The sequence below is a fragment of the Streptomyces sp. Y20 genome, assembly GCF_043195475.1.
Lineage (GTDB): Bacteria > Actinomycetota > Actinomycetes > Streptomycetales > Streptomycetaceae > Streptomyces.
The window spans coordinates 156,063-177,511 of record NZ_JBIDDP010000011.1 but is presented as its reverse complement, the minus strand read 5'-3'; the positions used below and the strand labels follow the sequence as shown (position 1 = coordinate 177,511).

Below are 21,449 nucleotides of genomic sequence, written 5' to 3'. Positions count from 1 at the left end.
TCTGTCGTAGTCATGCCAGATGTGCAGTGCATTGACCCGCAGCTCCGTAGAACGATCCCGCCGGCCAACCCTTTCACCGGATCAGTATGCGGCCGCCTCAGTGACGCAAAGTCAAACTGTGGCCCCGGCCGGCTCCTTGTCTGGGACACCTTCGGGTTATAGCGAGCGCAGCACCGACTTCCTGGTGTCAGGCGCGTCCCGACACGTCAGCGTCTGGTGGCCTTATCAGATGGCCGACTGGACGGGAGCGGAGACGGCGGCAGTGAGGGCGACGGCGGGCAGAACAAACCGGCGCCGCCTGCTGCACCGCCCCGGGGCCAGCCGCCGACCGGGGCAGCAGACTTGCGCTAGGCGGCCCCATGCCGGCCCCGCTCGCCGAACAGGTTCCGCAGCCGCGCCCCGGTGACCTCCTCACCCGGCGCCAGTCCGAGCACGGCCGAGCCGCGGCCCACCCATCGCCCGGCCGGGACCCCGGCTTGCTCCTGGGCCTCGCGCAGGGGCGTGCGGGCCGGGCGGCGGCCGTCGCCGGCAACGGTCTCGCGCAGGTGGTAGCGGTACATCCGACCGGCCCGGACGACCCTGATGTCCACTGTCATGGAGACCACGTCACACGGCTCTGACCTGCGAGAAAAGGCCGATCAACGGTGCGTCCCGTCAGGCGGGAGCAGCGGCCGGACTTTCCTCCCAGGTGCCAGCCAGGCGGGAAGCGGCTTCGACCCGGATGCGAATGTCATCGCTCTCCGGCTTGGCTTTGAGCGGCGAGGTGCCCTTCCTCAGAAGCTCTGGTTCGTCCTGGAAGGGGGTGGTTATGAAGCACGCCACCAGCACGCTCTTGGGGTCTGCGGCGCGCTCGGTCTTAGGCCGGGGCCGCCGCCAGAAGCCTTGGCCAGGCGGAAGGCGGGCGTATGTCCTCATTCCGGGTTCTCGCGCTTGAGTCGGCTGAGGACACTGCGCGACACGGCTACCACACGGACTGGCTCCGTTGACGTCAAATATGTGTGGGGTGTGGCTTGTCAGTCAACAGCGAGCCCGTCTTGAGTCCTTCCTTGTACTCGCTCCTGGCTCTACGCTGACGCGGTGTCCGGAAGTTCGCAGCCAGACGTCAGCGTCATCACCCGGGAGAGACCGTGGACGTCCCGACGTTGATCGTGTTGGGGGCGGCGGGCGGTTTGCTGCGTGGTGCCGTGGACCTGTACAGCCGGTTCGTGTCCTGGCAGACCGTTCGCCTCGACTGTCGGCAAGCGGCAAGGCAAGCACCGCGGTTCCAGGAATACTTCGACCCCTCCACCGACATCGTCGCGCCCGTCCTGCACACCCTTATGGGCGCCGGAGCCGCAGTACTGTTCGGCACCACGGGGCAGATCAGCGGTGAGTACGCCGCTCTCGTCGTCGGAATGTCAGCCCCCATGTTGCTCACCCAACTCACCCGCGTCCAGACAGTGAACGAGGCGGTGACGGGCGATCGACGGCCTGCCGAGGGGGCGGAGGCACACACTGCGATCGGTGCGCCTCCGGCTACTAGTGCCGTCGGTGGTGCGGACGGCGCCAGCGCCTCAGCTGCTGCAACCAGCACACCGCCCGTTCCCCTGCCCCAAACGGACCCCCGGCCAGCACCCGCCCCGTCCCTCGCCAGCCCGGTCCAGCAGGCGGTCTCTACTCAGAGCCCGCCTCCCCCTGCGCGTCCGCTGTCTTCGTCCACGCCTCGCGCCGCGCTTGCTCCCACACAGGAGCCCATCCCCGGCGCGCTCTCTGCGGAGCGCACACAGCGTCCAGAGCCCGCATCTCCTGGGGACACTCCCTTGCCCGGCGATCCGACCGACAGAACAGGATCTGGCCTCGATGGTCGAGGCGCGCCACGATGGCGTCAGGGACCTGCGACCGGGGAGGAGGGGCTGTGAACAGCGATCCACAGCACCTGCTGAGCGAGGACCGCCAGGAATACGAGCGGATCCTCGACGAGGCGTTGCGCTCCGCACCACACCGTTCCGAACTGGCCGCTGTCGGACAGCGACTCAACACGGAACAGCTGCGTACCATGGCGCTCAACGCCACCGCACTCATCACGGCGGCCGCGGCGACCGAGTACCAGCACTACGTGAAGATCCGCAAGGAACTGCGCCAACCGGCGCCGTCAACCCCGTCATCCACACGTGAACCCGGCTCCGCGGAACCGGGGTCGAGCACGATGGGGCTCGCCACCCCCATGGGAGAGGTCGCCGAGACCACCGGCGCGGGTGCCTTGGGCGCCGGGCCGTCGTACGACGGTCGGACCGGCGACGGGATTGCCGTACATCGCTGGGCCAGAATGTCCTACGGCCGTCGCCTGCTAGCAGCAGTGCTCGGCCTGCACGTACGTCCAGATGTACCCGCTGCAGCCAGGGCCGCGCGACCCAGCGCGTTCTCGGTCTTCGCCGCTCCTGCCACCGCCCTCTCCGGAACCATCGCAGCGATCTTCCTGCTCGTGGGCTGCATCCTCACGATGCTTGACCCCGAGCCGGCGTCCGCCCAGACCATGCTCACCACCGGATGGGTGTTCGGCGCCGTGACCGCGGCCTCGATCCTCGTCACCGCCGTCGGACCGCTCATCACCGCCCTGCGCAACAAGCCCTCGGTCGAGGCCAGACCGTACCGCGACTTGACCGCGGAAGTGACCCGGGCCAGGGAGGACTGGCACAACGCACTGCTGGAGCGGGGCATCCTGCCGTTTCTGCGGGAGGCGCTGGCCGACCCCGGCAGCGCCGTGCTGCGTACGGCAGCGCCGGCTCCGACCATCCGCATGCCGCACCTCGGCTACGACCGGCCAGGCTTCAGCAGCCCGGACGACGGCGCCCCCGGCCCGCGCCCGAGCTTCACGAGCCCGGACTACACCAGCCGGGACTTCGGAGGACCCGAGCGCCAGCCGGAGTGACACACGAAGTCACCTGCGAGAGGAAACAGATGTCTCGCCTTCGGCCGTTGTCGGTCGCAGACCCATCGGGTGCGACGTGCAGCGGCCTCAGCTCGCGGAGGCGGCACCCTGTCCATCGGCGACATCAACGGCGACCACCGCGCCGAACTCGCCGTCGGCGTCCCCCACGAAACCCTCGGCCGTGCCACCAGGTGGTGCCGCACTCTTCCGGTCCGGGCCGTGTGCCCGTCACGGATGAAGTCGTGCACCGCCGCGCGTCCGGCGACCGGGCCGAGCACTCCCTGTCCGGGCATCGAGTAGGTCCAGGTGGTGTCTTCGGTCAGGACCGCTGCCAGCTCGGGGACATTCAGCTCGGCCAGGGCGTGGGCGGAGTTCGCCAGCCTGCTGGAGTTCGGCGATCATGAGGTCACCGTCAGCACGATCTTGCCTTGGATGTGGCCCTGCGCGGCTCGCGTGTGTGCGCTGCCCGCCTCGGGCAGCGGGTAGGTGCTGTCCACCCCGACCTGGAGCTTGCCCTCATCGAACAGGTGCCCGATCTCGGCGAGCTGGGGGCCGTTGGAACGGACCTGGATATTCGAGACTGTGATGCCCAGACTCGCCGTCTCTTCCGGGTCGTACTGGGCGAAGAACACCGGAAGCATGGTGCCGCCGTGCTTGAGCACGGTCAGGAAGCGTGAGCTGTCCGGGCCACCGACGGTGTCGATCACCAGGTCGACACCGTTGACCACGTCCGCGGCCTGCGTCTTGGTGTAGTCGATGAACTCATCGGCGCCGAGCTTGCGCAGGAACTGCTCGTGTCGGCCCGAGGCCACCGCGATGACGTGTGCCCCCTTCCACTTCGCCAACTGCACCGCGAAGTGGCCCACTCCACCGGCGGCCCCGTTGACGAGCACGGTCATCCCTGGCGTGATCGGCACCGGCTGGTGCACCTGGCCGGTGAAAGGAGACGGCACGTCGTGGCCGAGATCAATCAGGTATTGCCAGGCCGTGAGCACGGCCATCGGCGCCCCAGCCGCCTGCACGTGGTCGATACCGGCCGGCTTGTGAGCCAGGTCCGAAGCCGGCGCGGCCACGTACTCGGCGTAGGTCCGGCCGTCGAATCCGGGGAACCGGAGCATGCCGAAGACCTCGTCACCGACGGCGAACCCCAGCACGTCCGGAGCAACCGCCTGGATCACACCCGACATGTCCGTTCCGGGGATCAGGGGGAACTCCAGCGCCGGCCTCATCTCGGCCGGCATGACCTTCATCCCCTCACGCAGGTACCAGTCCGGCGGGTTGATGCCCGCCGCGTGCACCCGGACGAGTACCTCGCCCGGGCCGATCCCGGGAACCGGCACCTCGTCATACTGCAGAACTTCCGGCCCGCCCGCTTCGTGGAACTGGATCGCCTTCATCGCACCTGTCGCTTTCCTGGGGAAACGTTGCTCCTTCAGTCAAGGCCCAGGACGGCATGGCCGTCCAAGTCCGGTTCGGCAACCTGATCATTCCGAAACGGCATGACGCGTACGCTGGAAGGGTGAACGATCTCGGACAGGACCTGGAACTGCGGCTGGTGCGCTACTTCACCGTGGTGGCGATGCACCAGCACTTTGGCCGGGCCGCCGCCGACCTGCACGTGGCCCAGCCGGCGCTGAGCCGCCAGATCCAGCGGCTCGAGAAGCATCTCGGCGCACGACTGCTGGACCGCGTGCCCCAGGGCGCCCGGCTCACTCCGGCCGGCCAGAGGTTCCTCCCCCGGGCCCAAGCCCTGCTGCAGGCCGCCCGCCAGGCCGAGTTGGTCGTGCGTGAACAAGCCGAGACCGCACGGATCGCCATCGGCTACGTCGAAGACCTGGTGATCACTGCCGCCGTACAAGAACTGCGCCGCCGTTACCCGGACGCCGAGATCGCCACCCGGTACCTGAGCTGCCGCGACGTCGGGGCACTGTCCGACAAGCGCGTCGACGCCCTGATCGCGCGGGCCCCGCTGCCGCTCGCCGCCGACGACGTGCTCACCACCCCGCTGTACGAGGAGCCCCGGGTACTCGCGGTCCCGCGCGGCCATCCCTTGGCCGACCGCGCGTCGGTGGCCGCGGAAGAACTGGCCGGCGAAGAGGCGGCGCCGTGCGCGTTCGAGACCGCGGACTGGACTTCCTACCGGATCCTCGGAGCCGGCGTGCCGCCGATCGAGAACTACGAGGACAAGCTCGAACTCGTCGCGAGTGGCAGGGCGATCGCCGTGCTACCGGCCGGCGATCGGCGTAGCTCGCTGCGTCCCAACCTCGTCACCGTCCCGATCGAGGGCGCTCCCCCCAGCCAGGTCGTCTTGGTCAGCCGCAAGGGCGACCCGAATCCGATGATCAGGAATCTCCGGCTGGCGGCCAAGGCCGTCCTGACCGCCCCGGCAGCCTGACCGGGACCAGCCAACCCGATTGGCGCTGAACTGCACGGACGGCCCAGATCCAGCTGTCGACGCGGACGGCCTCGCGAGTGCGGTCGGCGGCCGCGGTAGGGATGGTTGGGTGGTGTGGTGGGTGTGCGGGCGGCCCCGCCTGCGGGTGCAGGACAGGGCCGGGTGCAGTGCGTGGCGCGGTGGGGTTAGTGGCGGCTGGTGGCGCGGGTACCGGGGAGGTCGACCAGGGGGGTGGGCCCGGGGACGGCGGTGGAGCCGCAGCAGTCGACGCTGCGGTGGATACCTGGCATTGCTCGGACTCGCCGCAGCTCCGCTGCACGAGCCCATGGCGGATGACCCTGCACGACCGTCCCGGTCATCATCGGTTCTTGATATCCCACAGGGTTCGTTCGACCGGGCCCGTTTCGACCTGGCGCACGCCGTACCGATTTTCCACCGCTTCTTGGGACTCGTTCTTGCCGTCCGCCGTGCTGATCGTTTCGATGATGTTGACGCCACGTGAACCAAACTGCCAGTAGACGGTCATGTACCGAGGCATCCTCGTTCTCGCGTCGATCGAGTTATTTTCTTTGATCGGACTGCTGTAGACGATGGAGTCGAATTCCTTTTGCGCCTTCACCCATGCGGGCACCTGGGCCTTGCCCCACGTGTACCCGTCGAATTTGAGGTGCTGCAGAGATGAGAGGTCCTTGCGCGTGAGGTGCGCGCTGGCGTAGAACGTCAACTGGTCGTACGGGGTGCCCTTGGGGAGTTGCACGACCACTCGTGCGGAGAACGTGTCCTTGGTGTAGATCCACCGCCCGTAGGGCATCCATGGCTGTGCCGACACCAACTGGCCGGGCTGGTGGATCTCTCTGCGGGAGACCGGATTGGATGTCTTGTAATTCACCCATTTTTCTGCGTCAGCTCGCCACTGCTGGCGGGGCCGGTCGTGCGAGCTCAGCGGTACCCGTTCCCCCATGGCGTGGAATTCGGTGCCCAGAACATAAAAAGCCGCATCGCCGCGGTTCTCAATCTTGATGTCCACCGGCACGGAGAACGCCTTGTGATTCGGATTCGTCATAGGGCTCCCCACGGTCAGTCCGATGACAGGCGTCGCTTCGTGCTGGGACGGCTGGTAGAGGTTCTGGTAGCCGAAGTTCGCCACCGCAATGACCGTGGTGACGATCAGTGTCGCGGCCACCCGCTTCGGAGCGGGAATTACGACCGATGTGCGGAGCACCGCGACGACCGCCCAGGCTGAGCCCGCCGTGAGGACGCTGAACAGCGCCTTGAAGAACCAGGAATCGCCGTTCTTCAGAATCTCGGCGAGCACGAGGAAGTTGGTGAGTAGGGCCGCGAACGTGCCGATGAGCGCCACCAGCCCCGAGTAGGGGAAGCTGTGCCACAGCCAATGGTCGGTGACCGCGACGGCGCCCAGCAGCGCGGTGAACGCCACGGCAATGAGTACGGCACCGGTGATGCGGCCGGCGAACGTCAGCGCCCCAGCGAAGTCCTCGTAGCCGAACCAGCCCAGCAGACCCGTCGCCGCGAGGAGAACCAGCGTGATCAACGCCAGGGAGACCCGCGACGGTCTGGATTGGCCTTTCGCCAGCGTGCGTTGCGCCCGCAGGCGCGAGCTGGCGGGTGACTTGCTGTGGATCCTCACACGACCACCGCCGGAAAGAGCCCAACGGGCCCGACCCGGTCTGTCCCAACGCTTGCCACGGGGGTGCCTCCTTCGCAGGACCGCGGCGGACCAGGAGATCTGCCACCAGTGATGCGTACTCATCCTGCGTGGTGATCGGTCCGCTCGCCATCCGCGTGCCTCCGGATGAGGAGCCACGACTCGGCGGCCGTGCGAGCGGCGCGTCGCACCAGTCACGGGAGGGGCACAGTCCGGGAAGCAGGACGGGGTCCGCGAAGACGTTTGATTTCTTGATCTCGTGGGTGTGACCGTGCGCAGGAACGCGCTGCCGCAGGATTCGCTGTTGGCGATGGACACGACCTTCTGGCCCGGACACGGGGCACCGGGTCCCCGAGATCAGGCGGGACTCGGACGTACGTCCATTCCCTGACGCGCAACAGACCGACTTCCTTCGGCGACGGACTACGCGGGTCCACACGGTGCCACACCGGGATACCGGTGATGCCAGGGCCGAAGCCAATGAGGCCGCCGTGATCCGGTGTCACCCTCGGGCGACCACCCGTCCGCGGAACGGGGCGCCTCCCAAACTCATCGACAAGCGACGTCACTACTGCTCGACAAAGCCAGACGCCTGCTCCCCCGCGGGCTGCGGGTCGGCCTCCGCCTGCGCGGCGGGCGTCTGCTTCTGCTGGTCGGCCGTCGGGTCCGCGGCCGCCGTGCCGTCCACTGTGTCGGGGAGGAGCGCCACCGTGTGCCAGTAAGTGGGCACCGAGAAGGTGGTGCAGTCGGGGGTCAGAGATCGCGGGCCTGGTGACGGAGGTGGGCGGTCTGAAGACCCATGGGGCGGTGATCGCCCGGGAGTGCGGTCTGCCGGCCGTCGTGGGCGTGGCGCAGGCCACCCGGTTGATCCGGGACGGGCAGCGGATCCGCGCGTGCACGTAACCGGCGGGTACGTCGAGGTCCTGTCCTGACCGGCCGTACCGCGGGTTCGTCCGTGGCTCCGGCCGGGTGGCGCCAGGACGTCGACGGCAGCCCGTGCCGGGCGCGGGCGGGCTGTCCCGTCCGCGCCCCGCGCCCGGCCGCCCCGGTCGGGCACCGGTGTCCGTCCGTCACCTGTGCTCGGCGACACCCTCCTTCTCGTCTACTTGACGAGATCAACACCCCTCGTTATCGTCGCATTGACGAAATCGAGGGGGTCCACCATGGCCGACATCACCCGGCGCTTCGGCTGGCGCCATCTGCGCTCCGCGCCCACCGCACACATCCGCCACCACCACCGCGGCCGGCTCGTCCACGACGGCCGGGGCCTCAGCTTCTGGTACCGGTCACTGTCGGCGGCGCTCTCCGAAGTACCGGTCGACGACCGGGAACTGGCCATGGCGTTCCACGCCCGTACGGCCGACTTCCAGGACGTCACCGTGCAGGCCACCGTGACCTACCGGATCAGCGACCCGGCCGAGGCGGCGAACCGGCTCGACTTCTCCGTCGACCCGGACAGCGGGAACTGGCGCGGCACACCGCTGGAGCAGATCGCCACCCTCCTCACCGAGACCGCTCAGCAGCACACGCTGGACGTACTGGCCCGAACCCCGCTGGCCGTCGCGCTGGTGGACGGCGTCGCCTCCGTGCGGGACCGGGTCGCCGCCGGTCTCGCCGCCGAGCCCCGCCTGCCGGCCACCGGCATCGACGTGGTGGCCGTGCGCGTCGTCGCGATCCGGCCCGAGGCCGAGGTGGAGCGCGCCCTGCGCACCCCGGCCCGCGAGCAGATCCAGCAGGAGGCGGACCGGGCCACCTACGAGCGGCGGGCCGTCGCCGTCGAACGTGAGCGTGCCATCGCCGAGAACGAGCTGGCCAGCCAGATCGAACTGGCCCGCCGTGAGGAGCAGTTGGTAGACCAGCGCGGCACCAACGCGCGTCGCGAGGCAGAGGAGGAGGCGGCGGCCGACGGCGTACGGGCCGAGGCCGAGGCGGCCCGCACGGTCCGCCTGGCCCGCGCGGAGGCCGAGGCCGCGCGCGCGACGGGCGCGGCGCGCGCCGAGGCCCAGGCCGCCTGGCTGGGGGTGCACGGCGAGGTCGACCCGGTCACGCTGCACGCCCTGGCGGCGACCCGGCTGGCGGAGAACCTGCCGCGGATCGACAGCGTCACCCTCTCCCCCGACGTGCTCACCGGGCTCCTCGCGAGGATCGGGCGTCCGGACGGACGGGTGGACGCGTGAGCCTGGCACCGCGGGTGGTGCTCGTGCACCGCAGGACCGAGTACGAGGAACTTCTCGCCCGGCACGGCACGCACGGCCAGGCCGCGTTCTTCCTCTCCAGCCGCGGCCGCTCGATCGACGAGGTGGCCCGCCGCCACGCCGCCACCCGGCAGGCGCTCCGGGACGTGGCGGCGGCGGTACCGCTCACCTGGCGCAGTTCCCGGGTGGAGCGGGCGGATCTGGACCGCTTCCTGTTCGCCCCGGAGGACGTGGTGGTCGTGGTAGGCCAGGACGGTCTGGTCGCCAACACCGCGAAGTACCTCTCCGGACAGCCGGTGGTGGGCATCGACACCGATCCGGGGCGCAACCCGGGGGTCCTGGTGCGGCACCGCTGCGCCGACGCGGCCGGGCTGCTGCGTGCCGCGACCGCCGCCGGGAACCGGGTGGAGGAACTGACCATGGTCGAGGCCGTCGCCGACGACACCCAGCGCCTCCTCGCGCTGAACGAGGTGTACCTGGGCCCGCCGGGCCACCAGACGGCCCGCTACCGGCTGGGCAGCCGCGGCGAGGCCGACCCGGGCGAGCCCCAGGCGTCCTCAGGGGTGCTCGTCGGCACGGGCACCGGCGCCACCGGCTGGCTCCGCTCCCTGTGGCTGGAGCGCGGCAGCACCGTGCCGATGCCCGCGCCGCGCGACCCGCGGCTGCTTTGGTTCGTGCGCGAGGCATGGCCGTCGCCCGCGACCGGGACGTCCAGGGTCGCGGGCGAGCTGGGACGCGGACAGGCGCTGCGGCTGACCGTGGAGTCGGACCGGATGGTCGTCTTCGGGGACGGGATGGAGGCCGACGCCCTGGAACTGACGTGGGGGCAGAGCGTACATGTGGGTATCGCGGCGTCGTCGCTGCGCCTGGTGACGTGAGCGCCCTGCCTCCGCCTTCGCTCACCGGGGCTCGTAGGCGGTGGCCAGCACGGAGACCGTGACCCGATCGAGCGTGGCAGGGCAGCGGCGCCAGGGGCGAGGTTGGATCGGCTACCAGGTGGCGGCGCCCTCGCGTTCGTGGCACTGCTGCTGACCGCCGCTCCCGTGCCACCGGCTCCGGGCGCCGGTGCCCGACTCCGGTCCCGGCCGGAACTCCGCGTAGCTCGAGGGGCATCCGTGTCAATCGTCGCCGCCGCGCGGCAGCGCACGCCGGAAGACGACGGGCGCAGCCCACCCTGCCCCCTTCGGGCGCGCGGCACGCCAGGCCCGGTTCCGGGTATTCCTCCGTTTCGAGGCCCACCGCGACACCGGGCCCGAGCAGCGCTGACCGCCCGGCTTCAGCGGTGGCTTCAACGCCGCACACCGGGGCAGACGCATCACCTGTCACGCCACACCGGGGGTGGCGGTGCAGGATGGCCGGCAGAGCCGAAGCAGGAGAAGAGGGAACATGACCCGCACGCGAGCGGACGCCCGCATCCGGCACCCCCGGCACGAACGCAGGGGGGAACCCAGACTGCCTGCGGTGATCGCCACGCTCGTGGCCGTCGTCCTCTACCTCGCCCTGCCGCAGCGGCTCCTGATCGCCCCCCGGTACGTGCTGCCGACGCTGGAGCTCCTGCTCCTCGTCCCGCTCGTGGCGATCAACCCCAAGCGGCTGACCCGCCAGACAAGGACATTCCGCGCGCTGTCCCTGACCCTGGTCGGCGTCATCGCGGCGAGCAACCTCGTCGCGCTCGGCCTGCTGATCCACGAACTCCTCTACGCGGGCGTGAAGGACGGCCGGGGCCTGCTCGTCGCCGCGCTCCAGGTCTGGCTCACGAACATCATCGTCTTCGGACTGGCCTACTGGGAGCTGGACCGGGGCGGACCCGTCAGCCGCACCCAGCTGCCCCGCGACGAACTTCCCCTGGCCGACTTCCGCTTCTCGCAGGACGAGAACGACGACGCCGTCGAGGAGGTCGCCGACGGCGCCAGCCGTTCCTCGGACTGGGTGCCCACCCTGACGGACTACCTGTACGTGTCCGTCACCAACTCCACGGCCTTCAGCCCGACCGACACCATGCCCCTGTCCACCCGCGCCAAGCTCCTGATGAGCCTCGAGAGCGTCTCGGCCCTCCTCACCTCACTCCTGGTCATCGCCCGAGCGGTGAGCATCCTGCACTGACCGTCACACGGCGCAGACGGCTTGCGTCCGCACCGGGTCGTCGGGGCGCTGTGGGAGGCGGTGGCGTCGCTGCCGGAGGCGGCCGAGCACCGGGAGGGCTGCGACCAGGTCAGACAACTGGTCCGGCCCGAGTGCGTGTGCTCGGGCCGGACCGTAGGAGGGGCGAACCTCATGCTCCGGCGACCACCGGGGCACCCGACAGCTCCACCCCGGCCTGCTGCAGTTCCGCGCAGGCCTCATCGATGGTGCCGCGGCTGACGCCGGCGGTCAGGTCCAGCAGCACCCGGGTGGCGAAGCCGGCCGCCGCCGCGTCCAGGGCGGTGGCTTTCACGCAGTGATCTGTGGCGATACCCACTACGTCCACCGCACTCACGCCACGCTCTTGCAGCCATGCCGCCAGTCCCGTCCCGTCCTCGTCGGCGCCCTCGAAGCCGCTGTAGGCGGCTGCGTAGGCGCCCTTGTAGAAGACGGCGTCGACCACTCCCGCCTCCACCGCGGGGACGAAGTCGGGGTGGAAGCCGGAGCCTTGCGTGCCCGCCACGCAGTGCACCGGCCACGAGGTCTTGAAGTCGGGCGTGTCGGAGAAGTGATCCCCCGGGTCGATGTGATGGTCCCGCGTCGCCACCACATGCGTGTACCCGGCTGCATCCGCCCGTGAGACCAGGTCGCAAGCCTTCACAGCAATCTCGGCTCCGCCGGCCACGGCGACACTGCCGCCCTCGCAGAAATCGTTCTGCACATCCACCACGATCAGCGCACGTCCCATGCCACTGCTCTCCATTCCGCTCTCACGTACAAGATTGTTCGCTCAGTCATGAGCGGTGTTCGCCTCGACGGCCACCCCGTTCCGCGGTCCGCCGGAGCAAATCCGGCGCAGCCCGCCCCGTCACGCGTCCTCGGGGAGCGGTCAACGCGCCAGGACGACGGTGACCGGGGCAGAGCATGGAACGGCGGTCCCTTCGAAGTTCCCGGACATCTCGGGACCTTCGTAGCGGCCCGCAAGGGCCTCCCGCCCCGGGCCTCGCACGGCAGTCACCCGCACGGGCGGTAAGTCACATCACCGCGAGCCGGCTCTCACCTTCCAGCCGTCTCGACGGCCCTGACCCCAACGGGGCGGTCGGCAAGGAGCGCTCGGGGCCGGGTACCGGTGCGCCGGAGCCGGAGCCGGAGCCGGAGCCGGCAAGAAGCGCCCACCGTGAAATAGCACAGCCGTCCACGTCGCTGACCGCACCCACCCCGGCGGAAGGCGACGACGCCGCATCCCTAGCGCTACCGGCGCTTCCGTCTGGCAGGCCGACGTCGCACCGGGCACACCGCCGCACGCCGCACCCTTCCCCACGCCGAGGACGGCGACGGCGCCCGCCGTGGTCACGCTCCTGACGCGGCGCTCGATCACGGCGGCGGGCACCCGAATGCAGGCGACTGGGACCACGTGGTCCGGCTCGACTGGGTCCGCTCCCCACAGTCGATCGAGATGCGCTTCGGCACCAGCCGGACGGGGCCGTCGACGTCGCGCTCTGCACCACGGCGTCCGTCGACGCGGTCGTCCCCGACCACCCCGAAGTCGACTGGGAGCACCTGCGCGCAGTGGAGATAAGCCCCGGCTTGCCCCTCGGCGTCATTGAAGCCGACGTGGGTCTGCAGTGCGTGGCTTCGGTGTCGAACGCTCGGTGAGCGTCAACGACGAATGTCACCGACGCCGGCCCTCAGCCTCTCACCGGTGTGCGCGGCCAGGTGTCGCCGCCGCAGCCGGAAGGCTGAAGCCGTCGAAGAGGTCGTCCAGGGCACGTTGCGTGGCGCGGGCCGGGGTGGCGCGGACGGCGAGGTCGCGGGCGGCGACCGCGACGGGGTGGGTGAGGGCGGCGATACGGCCGGCGCGGCGGGCGCGGATGCGGATGGCGTCGGTACGCGCGTGGCGGGCTTGGCTGTAGGTGGCCAAGGCGGCCGGTATGTCGTCCCTGTCCAGCAGGTACGCGAGCACGACGGCGTCCTCGATGGCCTGGCAGCCGCCCTGGCCGAGGTTGGGGGTCATGGCGTGGGCGGCGTCGCCGAGCCAGACGAGTCGGCCCTGGTGGTAGCAGGGGAGGGGGACGGCCAGGTCGTACAGGTCGTGCTGGAGCACGGCCGACGGGACGATCCGCTCCAGCAGCGCCGGGATCGGGGCGTGCCAGGTGCCGTAGCGCCGCGAGAGTTCGGCGCGGAGGTCGGTCGGCTCGTACCCCTCAGGTACGACAGCGGTGGCGTAGACGTAGACCCGGCCGTCCGCCAGCGGGACCACGCCGAAACGCTCGCCGCGGCCCCAGGTCTCGGCGGCGGCCAGATCCGGGAGGCAGTCGGCGGGCAGTACGGTGCGCCAGGCGGTCTCCCCGCTGTAGCGCAGGCCGGGATGGTCGGGGAAGTGCTGGCGGCGGAGGACGCTGCGGATGCCGTCGGCGGCGATCGCGACATCGGCGGTGAGGTCTCCGGCCGGGGTGTGGAGGACCGGACTCCCGTGGGCGACATCGACAGCGGTGACGGCAGTGCCGTACCGGATCGCGCCTTCTGGGAGCGCGGCGGCCAGCCGGGCCGCGAGGGCCGGACGGTACACGGCGAGCGGGGGCCGACCGTACCGGACCGCCATCGCGGCGGTGTCAGCGCGGTTCAGCCAGTCTCCGCCGGGGCGCCGCAGACCCATCGCGGCCGGAACAGCCTGGCCGGCGGCGCTGGTGGCATCGAAGCTGATGGCGTCGAAGGCGCGCAGGGCGTTGGGGGCGAGGACGATGCCGGCGCCGGCCGCGGACGGCCCGAGCGCCCGCTCGCACACGGTGACCCGCCAGCCGCGCCGGTGCAAGGCCACCGCCGCCGTCAGCCCGCCGATCCCCGCCCCCACCACGACCGCATGACGCGGAGTCCTCAGCATGGCGCGTCCCTCCTCGCCCTCAGGGCCTCTACATCCGTAGAGGCCTGCCTTCACTCTACAGCTGTAGAGTGAACGGATGTCCACCCCTGATCGCAGAACCCTGATCGCGGACACCGCGATCGGTCTCGTGGCTGCCGCCGGGCTGCGCGGTCTGACCCACAGGGCAGTCGATGCCGCGGCGCAGCTGCCGACAGGCAGCACCTCGTACTACTTCCGTACGAGGACGGCGCTGATCGGCGCCTGCTACCAACGGCTCGCCGAGCTGGACCTCGGCGACTTCGACGGCAACGGTCCGGCACCGCTGCCGGACCGGGACGCGGTGGCGGCAGCGCTCGCCGCGCTGCTGCACCGCTGGCTGACCACAGGGCGCGCCCGGCAGCTGGCTCGCTTCGAGCTGAGCCTGGAGGCGGCACGTCACCCTGAACTGGAGACTGAGTTCCACCAGGCGGGCCTCGGTGCACGGGCCCGGGTCGCCGGAATTCTCGGCGGGCTGGGGGCGGATCGGCCCGAGGAGTCCGCCGAGCTCCTGGTCGGCTGGACCGACGGCCTCCTCTATGACCGCCTCGCGGGCGCCCTCGCCCGGTCCCGGCCGACCCCGGACCTGGCCGAGCTGACAGCCGTCACCCGCCGCATGGTGGACGCGGCTTTGGCCTAGACGGTGCCTTGAGGCATGGGATGGGATCAGGGGGCGAACGACCAGACGGGTGTTCGTCCCACTTCCTTGTCCCACGGGCCGGACAAAGGCCACCATCGACGAGAAGGGGACGCGGGAAACGCGAACCTGCACGAGCCCCACTTCCCCGGCATCCGCCAGATCGCCCGCTCGTGCGCGGCCTGAACCACCCGCCGGGTCTCCTCATCCCCCAGCGCCCACAACAGATGGATCGTCGGCTGCGGACGAAGGACGCAGCCGACACCAGTCCCCGCAACCCGGCGTCCCAGGGCGCCGGCCTCCCACGCCTTCTTCGGAGACTCGCCCTTGTCCAGCCGCTCGGTCTCGGTCCGGTCCGGGTACGGATGCCGACCCCGCTCGCCGAAACAGGTTCCGCATCCGCGCCTCGGTGACCTCCTGCCCGCCGTCGGACCGAGCACGGCAAGTCCCCTCACCCGGCCGGGACACCGGCTTGCTCCTGGGCCTCGCGCGGCGGCGTGCACGCCGGGCGGCAGCCGTCCCCGACGACGATCTGGCGCAGGTAGTAGCGGCGGTACGCCTGACCGGCCGGGAGATGCGTCAACCGTCTGAAGCGATGGTCGCTGTCCATTGCGCGTGACGCGTACCCGCGTGGCTGGGCGTCCCGTGCCGGCTCGCGGGCCGCAAAACTGCCCGGTTGGGCGCCGCCGGCGTCCCAGGGGGCACATCCGACCCTCGGGCAACACGCCCGGGACCTGGTTGTGCGCACACTTCCCAGTGCCAGAGCAGGGGGTCTCCCACACGACGGAAGGACTGGATGATGCGACGCGGATCGTCGAGCCGGAGGAGCTCGGGTGCTCACGCGGGCGATCTGACCGCGCCAGGGCCGGCATTCGGTTCGGTGGGCCACGGTCGCCGCGGTCGATAGCCCTGCAACCACGCACGACACCGTCGCTGCTCGTCCCAGGCACTGGTAACGGCTGCCCTTGCCCGGCCGAGAGGTCCGCGCGTCTGCCGCTGCCTGCCTGCCTGCCTGGAGTGTGTGCCGGCCGGTTGGCCGGCCGCACGGGACGGCGGTCGGCTCAGCCGGGCAGAAAGCGGGCAACCGGAGCCGTCCGGCTCACCTCTTCATGCGGTCGGTCATTGCTCGTCGAGGGTCGCATTCCCTCAATGTCCCGCATGTCCGCCCGTGCCCACTTTCAGCTACTTCTACTCATCACTGAACGGAACGGAGAACATCATGAAGTTCAGCTCCAAGGCGGCCCGCAGGGCCTGCCTGGCCATCGGTGCCGTGTCCTGCATGACCGGAGCGGTGCTGGCGGGCACGGCGGGACCGGCGTCGGCCGCCACCGCCCACACCTTCAAGGTCTGCGCATACGGCAATTACACCGCCTACGCGACCATTCCCCAGCAGGGCGACATCTCCACCGTGCTGATCGCGCCCGGCAAGTGCGGACAACTTCCCATCGTCTCCGGCAGCACGTACGGGAAGGTGTGGGGCGTCTACAACACCAACCCCGACAAGAGTTTCTACGTCGGTACGGCCCACTTCACCGCGTCGAAGGGTTGGACGGGCGCCGCGAAAGGAACGGCCTCGAGTCGCTACCTGGTGAACCTCGGCTGACGCACCACCCACCGCACGTGCACGGGTGCCCGGCGCTCCTCCGCCGGCCGGGCACCCGTGCGCCCCGCCGACCGCCTGCCTGTCCTCCGTCGGGTGCGGGAAGCGGAACTCGCACCGGGCGTCAGCGCCCGCAGGATATGCCGGACGGGGTTGGATAACGATCTCGTGGCCGATCGCGGCACAGCTCCGCGCCGGGCCGCTACCGGGCGATCGTCATCGCGTCGTTGGACGAGGCCCGGCAAGGGCCGGACCGGCAGCGTGACAGCCGGATCGGGGGTGCGGGACACCCCGGCGTGACAGCGTGACACTCACCTTCGGTGACCGCCGGGCGTGGTGGGCGCCGGTGTCCGTCCTGTGACAGCGAACCTCGACCGATCGCCATCGATGTCGGAGCACAGCGGAGATGCGCAGACCGATCTCCGTCAGCCTGCAACCAGGCCCTCAAGAGGCGCCACAAATAGGTGAGTCCTCCGGGGCCTTGTTCCAGCTCTCTCGAAGGTCGACCATGTGCACGAGCGATGCCGGTTTCCATGGAGAGGGGGCAAGCGCTCCCCCGCCGGTACGGGCCCAGCTCCTGCCGTCAGGGTCCTGGAACTCCAACCACAGTGATGACAACTCTTCATCGGTCACCTGCACGGATGGCAACTGGGCGCGCAAGCTGGCACGCAAAGAGTCAGTGGGTATCTTGATCTGCTTGCAAGGCTCGAGTGAATGCACATCCCACCAGAGGCGCCTTCCCGGCAGGAAGAGACGCATTTCCGTCGGGTGCGGGTTGCCGTTCATCACGACCACCGCGGACGGAGTTCGGTAGAAGTCGACCTGCTCAGCGAAGACTTTCTGGCTCAGTTCAGCCGCTCGCTTCTCCTCCCTGGCGGCGCGCTGCTCCGCCCTGACCCCCAGAATCAGCCCCGCGAGTGCGGCAATGACCGTGACCACCGCACCCACTCCCCTGCCGATCTCCGCCCATGTGAGCGCAGGCGCTGCGGGGTCAGCAGGGGCGTCCTCGGAGCTTGCCGGACTTCGGGGTGCCGGGTCCGCAGGAGCATCACCGTCGGAACCGATCGTGGGACCGGGATCGCCGCCGTCGGGCACAGGCTGCCCCCCGCTACTCGCTTCAGCCATGCAACTGAGATTACAAGCGCAGCGCCTGTCCACGACCTCCTTCTCCACACGGGAGATTGCCGGTCCGAGCTGCCTTGCGGGCGGCCGGGTCGCGGTAGTGCCCGAGGTGCGCGGCCAAGGCGTGGGCGAGCCACGCGCCGCTGCCGGCCTGAACGTCCCGCGCGCCCGGCGGGTCAGTTCGCCGCGGACTGCTTCGTCCCCGTCGTGAGGCTCGTCTGCTCCAGCTCATTCCGCAGCCTTTCTCTCACCGGCCCCGCGACCAGCGGCTGGAGGGGTGCGCTGCCGTAGACGTTCTCCCTGCGGCCCGAACAAGATCAGATACTCGACCGGTCCGTCGGATCCGGCGTTCACGACGCCGTGGGGGACGCGGGTGTCGAACTCGGCGGCGTCCCCGGCAGCCAGGACGAGGTCCTGGTCACCGAGTGCGAGCCACAGCCGTCCGTACAGGACGCACAGCCACTCGTGGCCCTCGTGGGAGACCTGACGTGGCCGCGCGGGCGGCCCTTCCATGGCAGGCAGGACATGCTTGTGGGCGTGCAGGCCGCCGACGTACCGGGTGAGCGGCAGCACCATCTTGCTGTCGCCGAAGCTCAGCGGCGCCGAAGTGCGCGGCTCGGCCGCTGGGACGGGTGCGGTACCGGCCAGCTCGTCCAGAGACACGCCGTACTCCTTCGCCAGCCGCAGCACCACCTCCAGGGTGGGCTTGCGCCGGCCGGTCTCGATCCGCGACAACGTGCTCGGGGAGATGCCGGTCGCGCAGCTGATACCGGCGAGCGTGGCGCCGTGCTGCTCGCGTGCGGCTCGCAGCCTGGGCCCCATCGCCGCCAACGTGCCGTCCACCTCCACCTCGTCGACTGCCACCGTGACCGTTCCTTCCAGCCGCGCCGCTCCACCGTCCGTCCTGCGAGTTTGCCAGGATGGCAAGACCGATCGCGTCGGGTGGGCGTCGCGCCGCATGATCGATGGGTAGCCGTGTCCGCCCGCGAACCGAGGAGAAGCCCCCATGCGATCCGAGCCGACTGCCGCCCTCCGCCACCGCACCGTCGAGGCCCCGGCGGGACGCCTGCACCTGGTCGAGCAGGGCACCGGTCCGCTGGTCCTCCTCGTGCACGGCTTCCCCGAGTCCTGGTACTCCTGGCGCCACCAACTCCCGGCCCTCGCCGCGGCCGGGTACCGGGCAGCGGCGATCGACGTACGCGGCTACGGCCGCTCCTCCAAGCCCGCCGCGACCGACGCCTACCGCATGTTCGATCTGGTGGAAGACAACGTCGCCGTCGTGCGCGCCCTCGGCGAGGAGAGCGCGGTGATCGTCGGCCACGACTGGGGCTCCAACATCGCCGCCGCCTCCGCCCTGCTCCACCCGGAGACCGTCCGCGCCGTCGGCCTGCTGAGCGTCCCCTACGCGCCGCCCGGCGGCCCCCGACCCACCGGCGTCTTCCGCCGGATCGGCGGCCCCGAGCAGGAGTTCTACGTCTCCTACTTCCAGGAACCCGGCCGCGCCGAGGCAGAGATCGAGCCCGACGTACGGAGCTGGCTCGCCGGCTTCTACGCCGCGTTGTCCGCTGACACCATGCCCGCCCATGACGAGCCCGACCCGCACTTCGTCGCCCTGGGCGGCCGGCTGCGTGACCGCTTCCCCGCCGGCCCGCTCCCAGTCTGGCTGACCGAGGACGACCTCGACGTCTACGCCGGGGAGTTCGAGCGCACCGGCCTGACCGGCGCCCTCAACCGCTACCGCAACATGGACCGCGACTGGGAAGACCTCGCCCCCCACCGCGGAGCCCCGATCACACAGCCCGCCCTGTTCATCGGCGGCACACTGGACGCCTCCACCACCTGGATGGCCGACGCCATGGACGCCTACTCCACCACCCTCCCCGCCTTGTCCGCCTCCCACCTCCTGGACGGCTGCGGCCACTGGGTCCAGCAGGAACGCCCCGACGAGGTCAACAGCCTGCTGAGCGACTGGCTCGCCACCCTCCACGGCTGAACCAGCGGGCTACCTGGGCAGCTTGGATGTGCGTTTCGGGTGGGCCGCGCCGAGGTAGGGCGGGAGTGAGCACCAGCAACGTCAGCGGCTTCGGCCCCGAGGACCGCGCCGCCCCACCCGGCTCCGGTATCGGTGACACCCTCCTCGCCTGAAGCCTGCTCACCCTCGGGCCAGCGAGCACCCGCCCCCTGCCGACCCCACTTCTTCGACCAGGTCTCGGTCGAGTCATAGCGCGACTGCCGGGATGCCGCGCCCCGCGGGAGGTGACGGCGCTCGAAGGTCACGCGGATGGATCCGCGAGCCCGGCCCGACGTCCGGGTCGGCCACCCGGCGCGAAGATGCGGATCGCTGCCACGTGTCCCGCGGCGCGCTGCCGCAGCATCGGCATCAATCCCGCCCGCAGCAGCGAGGATCTCCCGCTGCCCGACAGCCCGGCGACTGCCGGGAAGCGCCGCTCGGCCAGCATCCGCCACGCTGCGATGATCAGGTCATACCGGCCGAAGAACCGGTCCGCATCACCCGGCTCGAACAGAGGGGCGAGAGGTGTCGGACGGCTGCGGGTGGGGCCGCGGCTGCGGCTGCGCTGTGCGCGGTCGCACGTGCAGCGGCTCCGTGCCCCTGGGCCGGGCCGGGCCCGTCACGCGAGCAGGGAGGCGAGCCTGCGCCATTCCTCCCGGGGCAGAGTGCCGTCCGTGCCTTCCGTGACGATCTGCAGGGCCACGTGGTCCGCGCCCGCCTCATGGAAGGCGGTGACGCGTTCGCGGATCCGGGTCTCGTCGCCCCAGGCGAAGACCGCGTCGATGAGACGGTCGCTGCCTCCGCCTGCGACATCGGCCTCCGTGAAGCCCAGGCGGAGGAAGTTGTCCGTGTAGTTGGGGAGTTCCAGATAGCGGGCCAGGTAGGCGCGGGCCCTTTCCCGGGCGCGGGCCGGGTCGGTCTCCATGACCACCTTGAACTCCGGTGCGAGCAACGGCCCTTCGCCCAGGATCTCGCGGGCCCGGGCGGTGTGTTCGGGCGTGACCAGGTACGGGACCGCGCCGGCCGCTCGGTCGCCGGACAGGGCCAGCATCCTGGGACCCAGGGCAGCCAGCACCCGGCGGCCGGCGGGTACGCCCGCTGTGTCGAGCTCGTCGAGGTAGCCGGTCATCGCCGCGTACGGGCGCTGGTAGTTTTTCACCAGCGGGCCGTGGCTGACGCCGAGCCCCAGTACGAAGCGGCCGGGATGGGCCGTCTCGATCTCGGCGAAACCGGCTGCCGTCGTGGCGCTGTCCTGCTGCCACACGCTCTGGATGCTGGTGCCGACCGTGATGCGCCGGGTCGCCCCGATGAGCGGGGCTGCGTGGTCCACGGTGCTGTTGCCGCCCAGCCAGACGGCACCGTACCCGAGTTCCTCCAGCTCGGCCGCGGCCTCGTTCAGTTCACCGCGCCGGCCCGGATCCTCCGAGCGCAGGTCGCCGCTCCAGACGCCGTACCGGCCGACGTTCTCCTTGAGTGAGGTGGTCATCGGATGGGATCCCTCCGGTGGGTGGGCTGTGCCGTGATCATCACGTCTTCCGCTCCTGGCAACCAGAGGGCGTGCCGGGTGATTCCCGCTCTTGCCTCACTCGGCCGAACGGCCGAGGAGGCGTTCGGCAGGGCGGGACCCATATTCGCCATCGTGTGGTGAAGACCGGCGGTGACGGCGATGACGATGCCGAGTTGGGCGTGGAAGAGGTGAGGAACTCGGCCAGCCGATGGTGCGCGGGCCGCCTACCGTTACGGAAGCGGGCGGGGGCCGGCCTGCGGCCGCCACGGAGATCTCCGTGGCCTCCCCCATGGAGTCGGTCAAGGCCGTCGACTACGACTTCCTCGACGTGCGCAGCGGTGTCTGCGGCCACACCCGCCTGGACCGGTACCCCGGCAAAGGCAAGCCCGCC

At 70.5% G+C, this 21,449-nt stretch carries 20 protein-coding genes and 1 pseudogene; 10 read left to right on the top strand and 11 right to left on the bottom strand.

The genetic code is table 11. The features are described from left to right. Positions 1–347: 347 nt before the first annotated feature. The gene (locus ACGFT1_RS26265) at positions 348–596 is read right to left on the bottom strand and encodes a hypothetical protein (RefSeq protein ID WP_373911443.1); all 249 of its coding nucleotides are present in this window, start codon (positions 594–596) and stop codon (positions 348–350) included. Between the two features lie 1,262 nt (positions 597–1,858). Between ACGFT1_RS26265 and ACGFT1_RS26260 the strand changes: the two genes are divergently transcribed. Together ACGFT1_RS26260 and ACGFT1_RS26255 are read left to right on the top strand one after the other, a co-directional pair. Further along, positions 1,859–2,908, top strand: coding sequence for a hypothetical protein (locus ACGFT1_RS26260; RefSeq protein WP_373911442.1), 1,050 nt, complete (start codon positions 1,859–1,861; stop codon positions 2,906–2,908). A 69-nt stretch (positions 2,909–2,977) separates the two neighbouring features. Beyond that, the gene (locus ACGFT1_RS26255; RefSeq protein ID WP_373911441.1) at positions 2,978–3,208 is read left to right on the top strand and encodes an FG-GAP repeat protein; all 231 of its coding nucleotides are present in this window, start codon (positions 2,978–2,980) and stop codon (positions 3,206–3,208) included. A gap of 98 nt (positions 3,209–3,306) precedes the next feature. On the opposite strand, the gene ACGFT1_RS26250 is transcribed toward ACGFT1_RS26255, so the two are convergent. Then, the gene (locus tag ACGFT1_RS26250) at positions 3,307–4,305 is read right to left on the bottom strand and encodes an NADP-dependent oxidoreductase (protein WP_373911440.1); all 999 of its coding nucleotides are present in this window, start codon (positions 4,303–4,305) and stop codon (positions 3,307–3,309) included. Between the two features lie 122 nt (positions 4,306–4,427). Here ACGFT1_RS26250 and ACGFT1_RS26245 point away from each other — a divergent pair, with 122 nt between their 5' ends. Further along, positions 4,428–5,303, top strand: a complete 876-nt coding sequence (locus ACGFT1_RS26245; protein ID WP_373911439.1) for a LysR family transcriptional regulator — start codon at positions 4,428–4,430, stop codon at positions 5,301–5,303. A 358-nt stretch (positions 5,304–5,661) separates the two neighbouring features. On the opposite strand, the gene ACGFT1_RS26240 is transcribed toward ACGFT1_RS26245, so the two are convergent. After that, entirely contained in the window at positions 5,662–6,951 is a 1,290-nt protein-coding gene (locus ACGFT1_RS26240; protein ID WP_373911438.1) for a hypothetical protein, read from the bottom strand. Between the two features lie 586 nt (positions 6,952–7,537). After that, on the bottom strand, positions 7,538–7,699 hold the full coding sequence (locus ACGFT1_RS26235) for a hypothetical protein (RefSeq protein ID WP_373911437.1): 162 nt from the start codon (positions 7,697–7,699) through the stop codon (positions 7,538–7,540). Positions 7,700–7,728: 29 nt separating this feature from the next. On the opposite strand from ACGFT1_RS26235, the pseudogene ACGFT1_RS26230 reads away from it, so the two are divergent. The 4 genes and pseudogenes from ACGFT1_RS26230 to ACGFT1_RS26215 all read left to right on the top strand — a co-directional run. Then, positions 7,729–7,901, top strand: a pseudogene (locus ACGFT1_RS26230) (PEP-utilizing enzyme); the annotation flags it as partial. A gap of 231 nt (positions 7,902–8,132) precedes the next feature. Then, positions 8,133–9,146, top strand: coding sequence for an SPFH domain-containing protein (locus tag ACGFT1_RS26225; RefSeq protein WP_373911436.1), 1,014 nt, complete (start codon positions 8,133–8,135; stop codon positions 9,144–9,146). Then, entirely contained in the window at positions 9,143–10,042 is a 900-nt protein-coding gene (locus ACGFT1_RS26220) for a hypothetical protein (RefSeq protein WP_373911435.1), read from the top strand. The genes ACGFT1_RS26225 and ACGFT1_RS26220 overlap by 4 nt, the downstream gene beginning before the upstream one ends. Before the next feature lie 508 nt (positions 10,043–10,550). Then, entirely contained in the window at positions 10,551–11,267 is a 717-nt protein-coding gene (locus ACGFT1_RS26215; RefSeq protein ID WP_373911434.1) for a hypothetical protein, read from the top strand. A 169-nt stretch (positions 11,268–11,436) separates the two neighbouring features. Here ACGFT1_RS26215 and ACGFT1_RS26210 read toward each other — a convergent pair whose 3' ends face one another. Then, entirely contained in the window at positions 11,437–12,033 is a 597-nt protein-coding gene (locus ACGFT1_RS26210; protein ID WP_373911433.1) for an isochorismatase family protein, read from the bottom strand. A 948-nt stretch (positions 12,034–12,981) separates the two neighbouring features. Further along, entirely contained in the window at positions 12,982–14,166 is a 1,185-nt protein-coding gene (locus tag ACGFT1_RS26205) for an FAD-dependent monooxygenase (RefSeq protein WP_373911432.1), read from the bottom strand. A 76-nt stretch (positions 14,167–14,242) separates the two neighbouring features. On the opposite strand from ACGFT1_RS26205, the gene ACGFT1_RS26200 reads away from it, so the two are divergent. Then, complete coding sequence (locus ACGFT1_RS26200; protein WP_373911431.1) at positions 14,243–14,821, top strand: TetR/AcrR family transcriptional regulator; 579 nt, start codon at positions 14,243–14,245, stop codon at positions 14,819–14,821. A gap of 448 nt (positions 14,822–15,269) precedes the next feature. On the opposite strand, the gene ACGFT1_RS26195 is transcribed toward ACGFT1_RS26200, so the two are convergent. Continuing rightward, on the bottom strand, positions 15,270–15,401 hold the full coding sequence (locus ACGFT1_RS26195; RefSeq protein WP_373911430.1) for a hypothetical protein: 132 nt from the start codon (positions 15,399–15,401) through the stop codon (positions 15,270–15,272). A 636-nt stretch (positions 15,402–16,037) separates the two neighbouring features. On the opposite strand from ACGFT1_RS26195, the gene ACGFT1_RS26190 reads away from it, so the two are divergent. Then, a complete protein-coding gene (locus tag ACGFT1_RS26190) occupies positions 16,038–16,421 on the top strand; it encodes a hypothetical protein (RefSeq protein ID WP_373911429.1) in 384 nt (127 codons plus the stop codon). 441 nt (positions 16,422–16,862) lie between these two features. On the opposite strand, the gene ACGFT1_RS26185 is transcribed toward ACGFT1_RS26190, so the two are convergent. Both ACGFT1_RS26185 and ACGFT1_RS26180 read right to left on the bottom strand, forming a co-directional pair. Beyond that, positions 16,863–17,357, bottom strand: coding sequence for a hypothetical protein (locus ACGFT1_RS26185; RefSeq protein ID WP_373911428.1), 495 nt, complete (start codon positions 17,355–17,357; stop codon positions 16,863–16,865). 411 nt (positions 17,358–17,768) lie between these two features. Next, entirely contained in the window at positions 17,769–18,362 is a 594-nt protein-coding gene (locus ACGFT1_RS26180) for a helix-turn-helix domain-containing protein (protein WP_373911539.1), read from the bottom strand. A gap of 184 nt (positions 18,363–18,546) precedes the next feature. Between ACGFT1_RS26180 and ACGFT1_RS26175 the strand changes: the two genes are divergently transcribed. Then, complete coding sequence (locus ACGFT1_RS26175) at positions 18,547–19,533, top strand: alpha/beta fold hydrolase (RefSeq protein ID WP_373911427.1); 987 nt, start codon at positions 18,547–18,549, stop codon at positions 19,531–19,533. Between the two features lie 280 nt (positions 19,534–19,813). Here ACGFT1_RS26175 and ACGFT1_RS26170 read toward each other — a convergent pair whose 3' ends face one another. Continuing rightward, positions 19,814–20,065, bottom strand: a complete 252-nt coding sequence (locus ACGFT1_RS26170) for a hypothetical protein (protein ID WP_373911538.1) — start codon at positions 20,063–20,065, stop codon at positions 19,814–19,816. Between the two features lie 105 nt (positions 20,066–20,170). Continuing rightward, positions 20,171–21,037 (bottom strand): LLM class F420-dependent oxidoreductase, encoded by an 867-nt coding sequence (locus ACGFT1_RS26165; RefSeq protein ID WP_373911426.1) that lies wholly within the window; start codon positions 21,035–21,037, stop codon positions 20,171–20,173. Between the last annotated feature and the right edge of the window lie 412 nt (positions 21,038–21,449).

Excerpts from the sequence above, each read along its gene's own strand:
- ACGFT1_RS26265 (WP_373911443.1), bottom strand. The coding sequence starts at position 596 with ATGACAGTGGACATCAGGGTCGTCCGGGCCGGTCGGATGTACCGCTAC.
- ACGFT1_RS26260 (WP_373911442.1), top strand. The coding sequence starts at position 1,859 with ATGGCGTCAGGGACCTGCGACCGGGGAGGAGGGGCTGTGAACAGCGAT.
- ACGFT1_RS26250 (WP_373911440.1), bottom strand. The coding sequence starts at position 4,305 with ATGAAGGCGATCCAGTTCCACGAAGCGGGCGGGCCGGAAGTTCTGCAG.
- ACGFT1_RS26225 (WP_373911436.1), top strand. The coding sequence starts at position 8,133 with ATGGCCGACATCACCCGGCGCTTCGGCTGGCGCCATCTGCGCTCCGCG.
- ACGFT1_RS26215 (WP_373911434.1), top strand. The coding sequence starts at position 10,551 with ATGACCCGCACGCGAGCGGACGCCCGCATCCGGCACCCCCGGCACGAA.
- ACGFT1_RS26210 (WP_373911433.1), bottom strand. The coding sequence starts at position 12,033 with ATGGGACGTGCGCTGATCGTGGTGGATGTGCAGAACGATTTCTGCGAG.
- ACGFT1_RS26205 (WP_373911432.1), bottom strand. The coding sequence starts at position 14,166 with ATGCTGAGGACTCCGCGTCATGCGGTCGTGGTGGGGGCGGGGATCGGC.
- ACGFT1_RS26200 (WP_373911431.1), top strand. The coding sequence starts at position 14,243 with ATGTCCACCCCTGATCGCAGAACCCTGATCGCGGACACCGCGATCGGT.
- ACGFT1_RS26190 (WP_373911429.1), top strand. The coding sequence starts at position 16,038 with ATGAAGTTCAGCTCCAAGGCGGCCCGCAGGGCCTGCCTGGCCATCGGT.
- ACGFT1_RS26180 (WP_373911539.1), bottom strand. The coding sequence starts at position 18,362 with ATGGGGCCCAGGCTGCGAGCCGCACGCGAGCAGCACGGCGCCACGCTC.
- ACGFT1_RS26175 (WP_373911427.1), top strand. The coding sequence starts at position 18,547 with ATGCGATCCGAGCCGACTGCCGCCCTCCGCCACCGCACCGTCGAGGCC.
- ACGFT1_RS26165 (WP_373911426.1), bottom strand. The coding sequence starts at position 21,037 with ATGACCACCTCACTCAAGGAGAACGTCGGCCGGTACGGCGTCTGGAGC.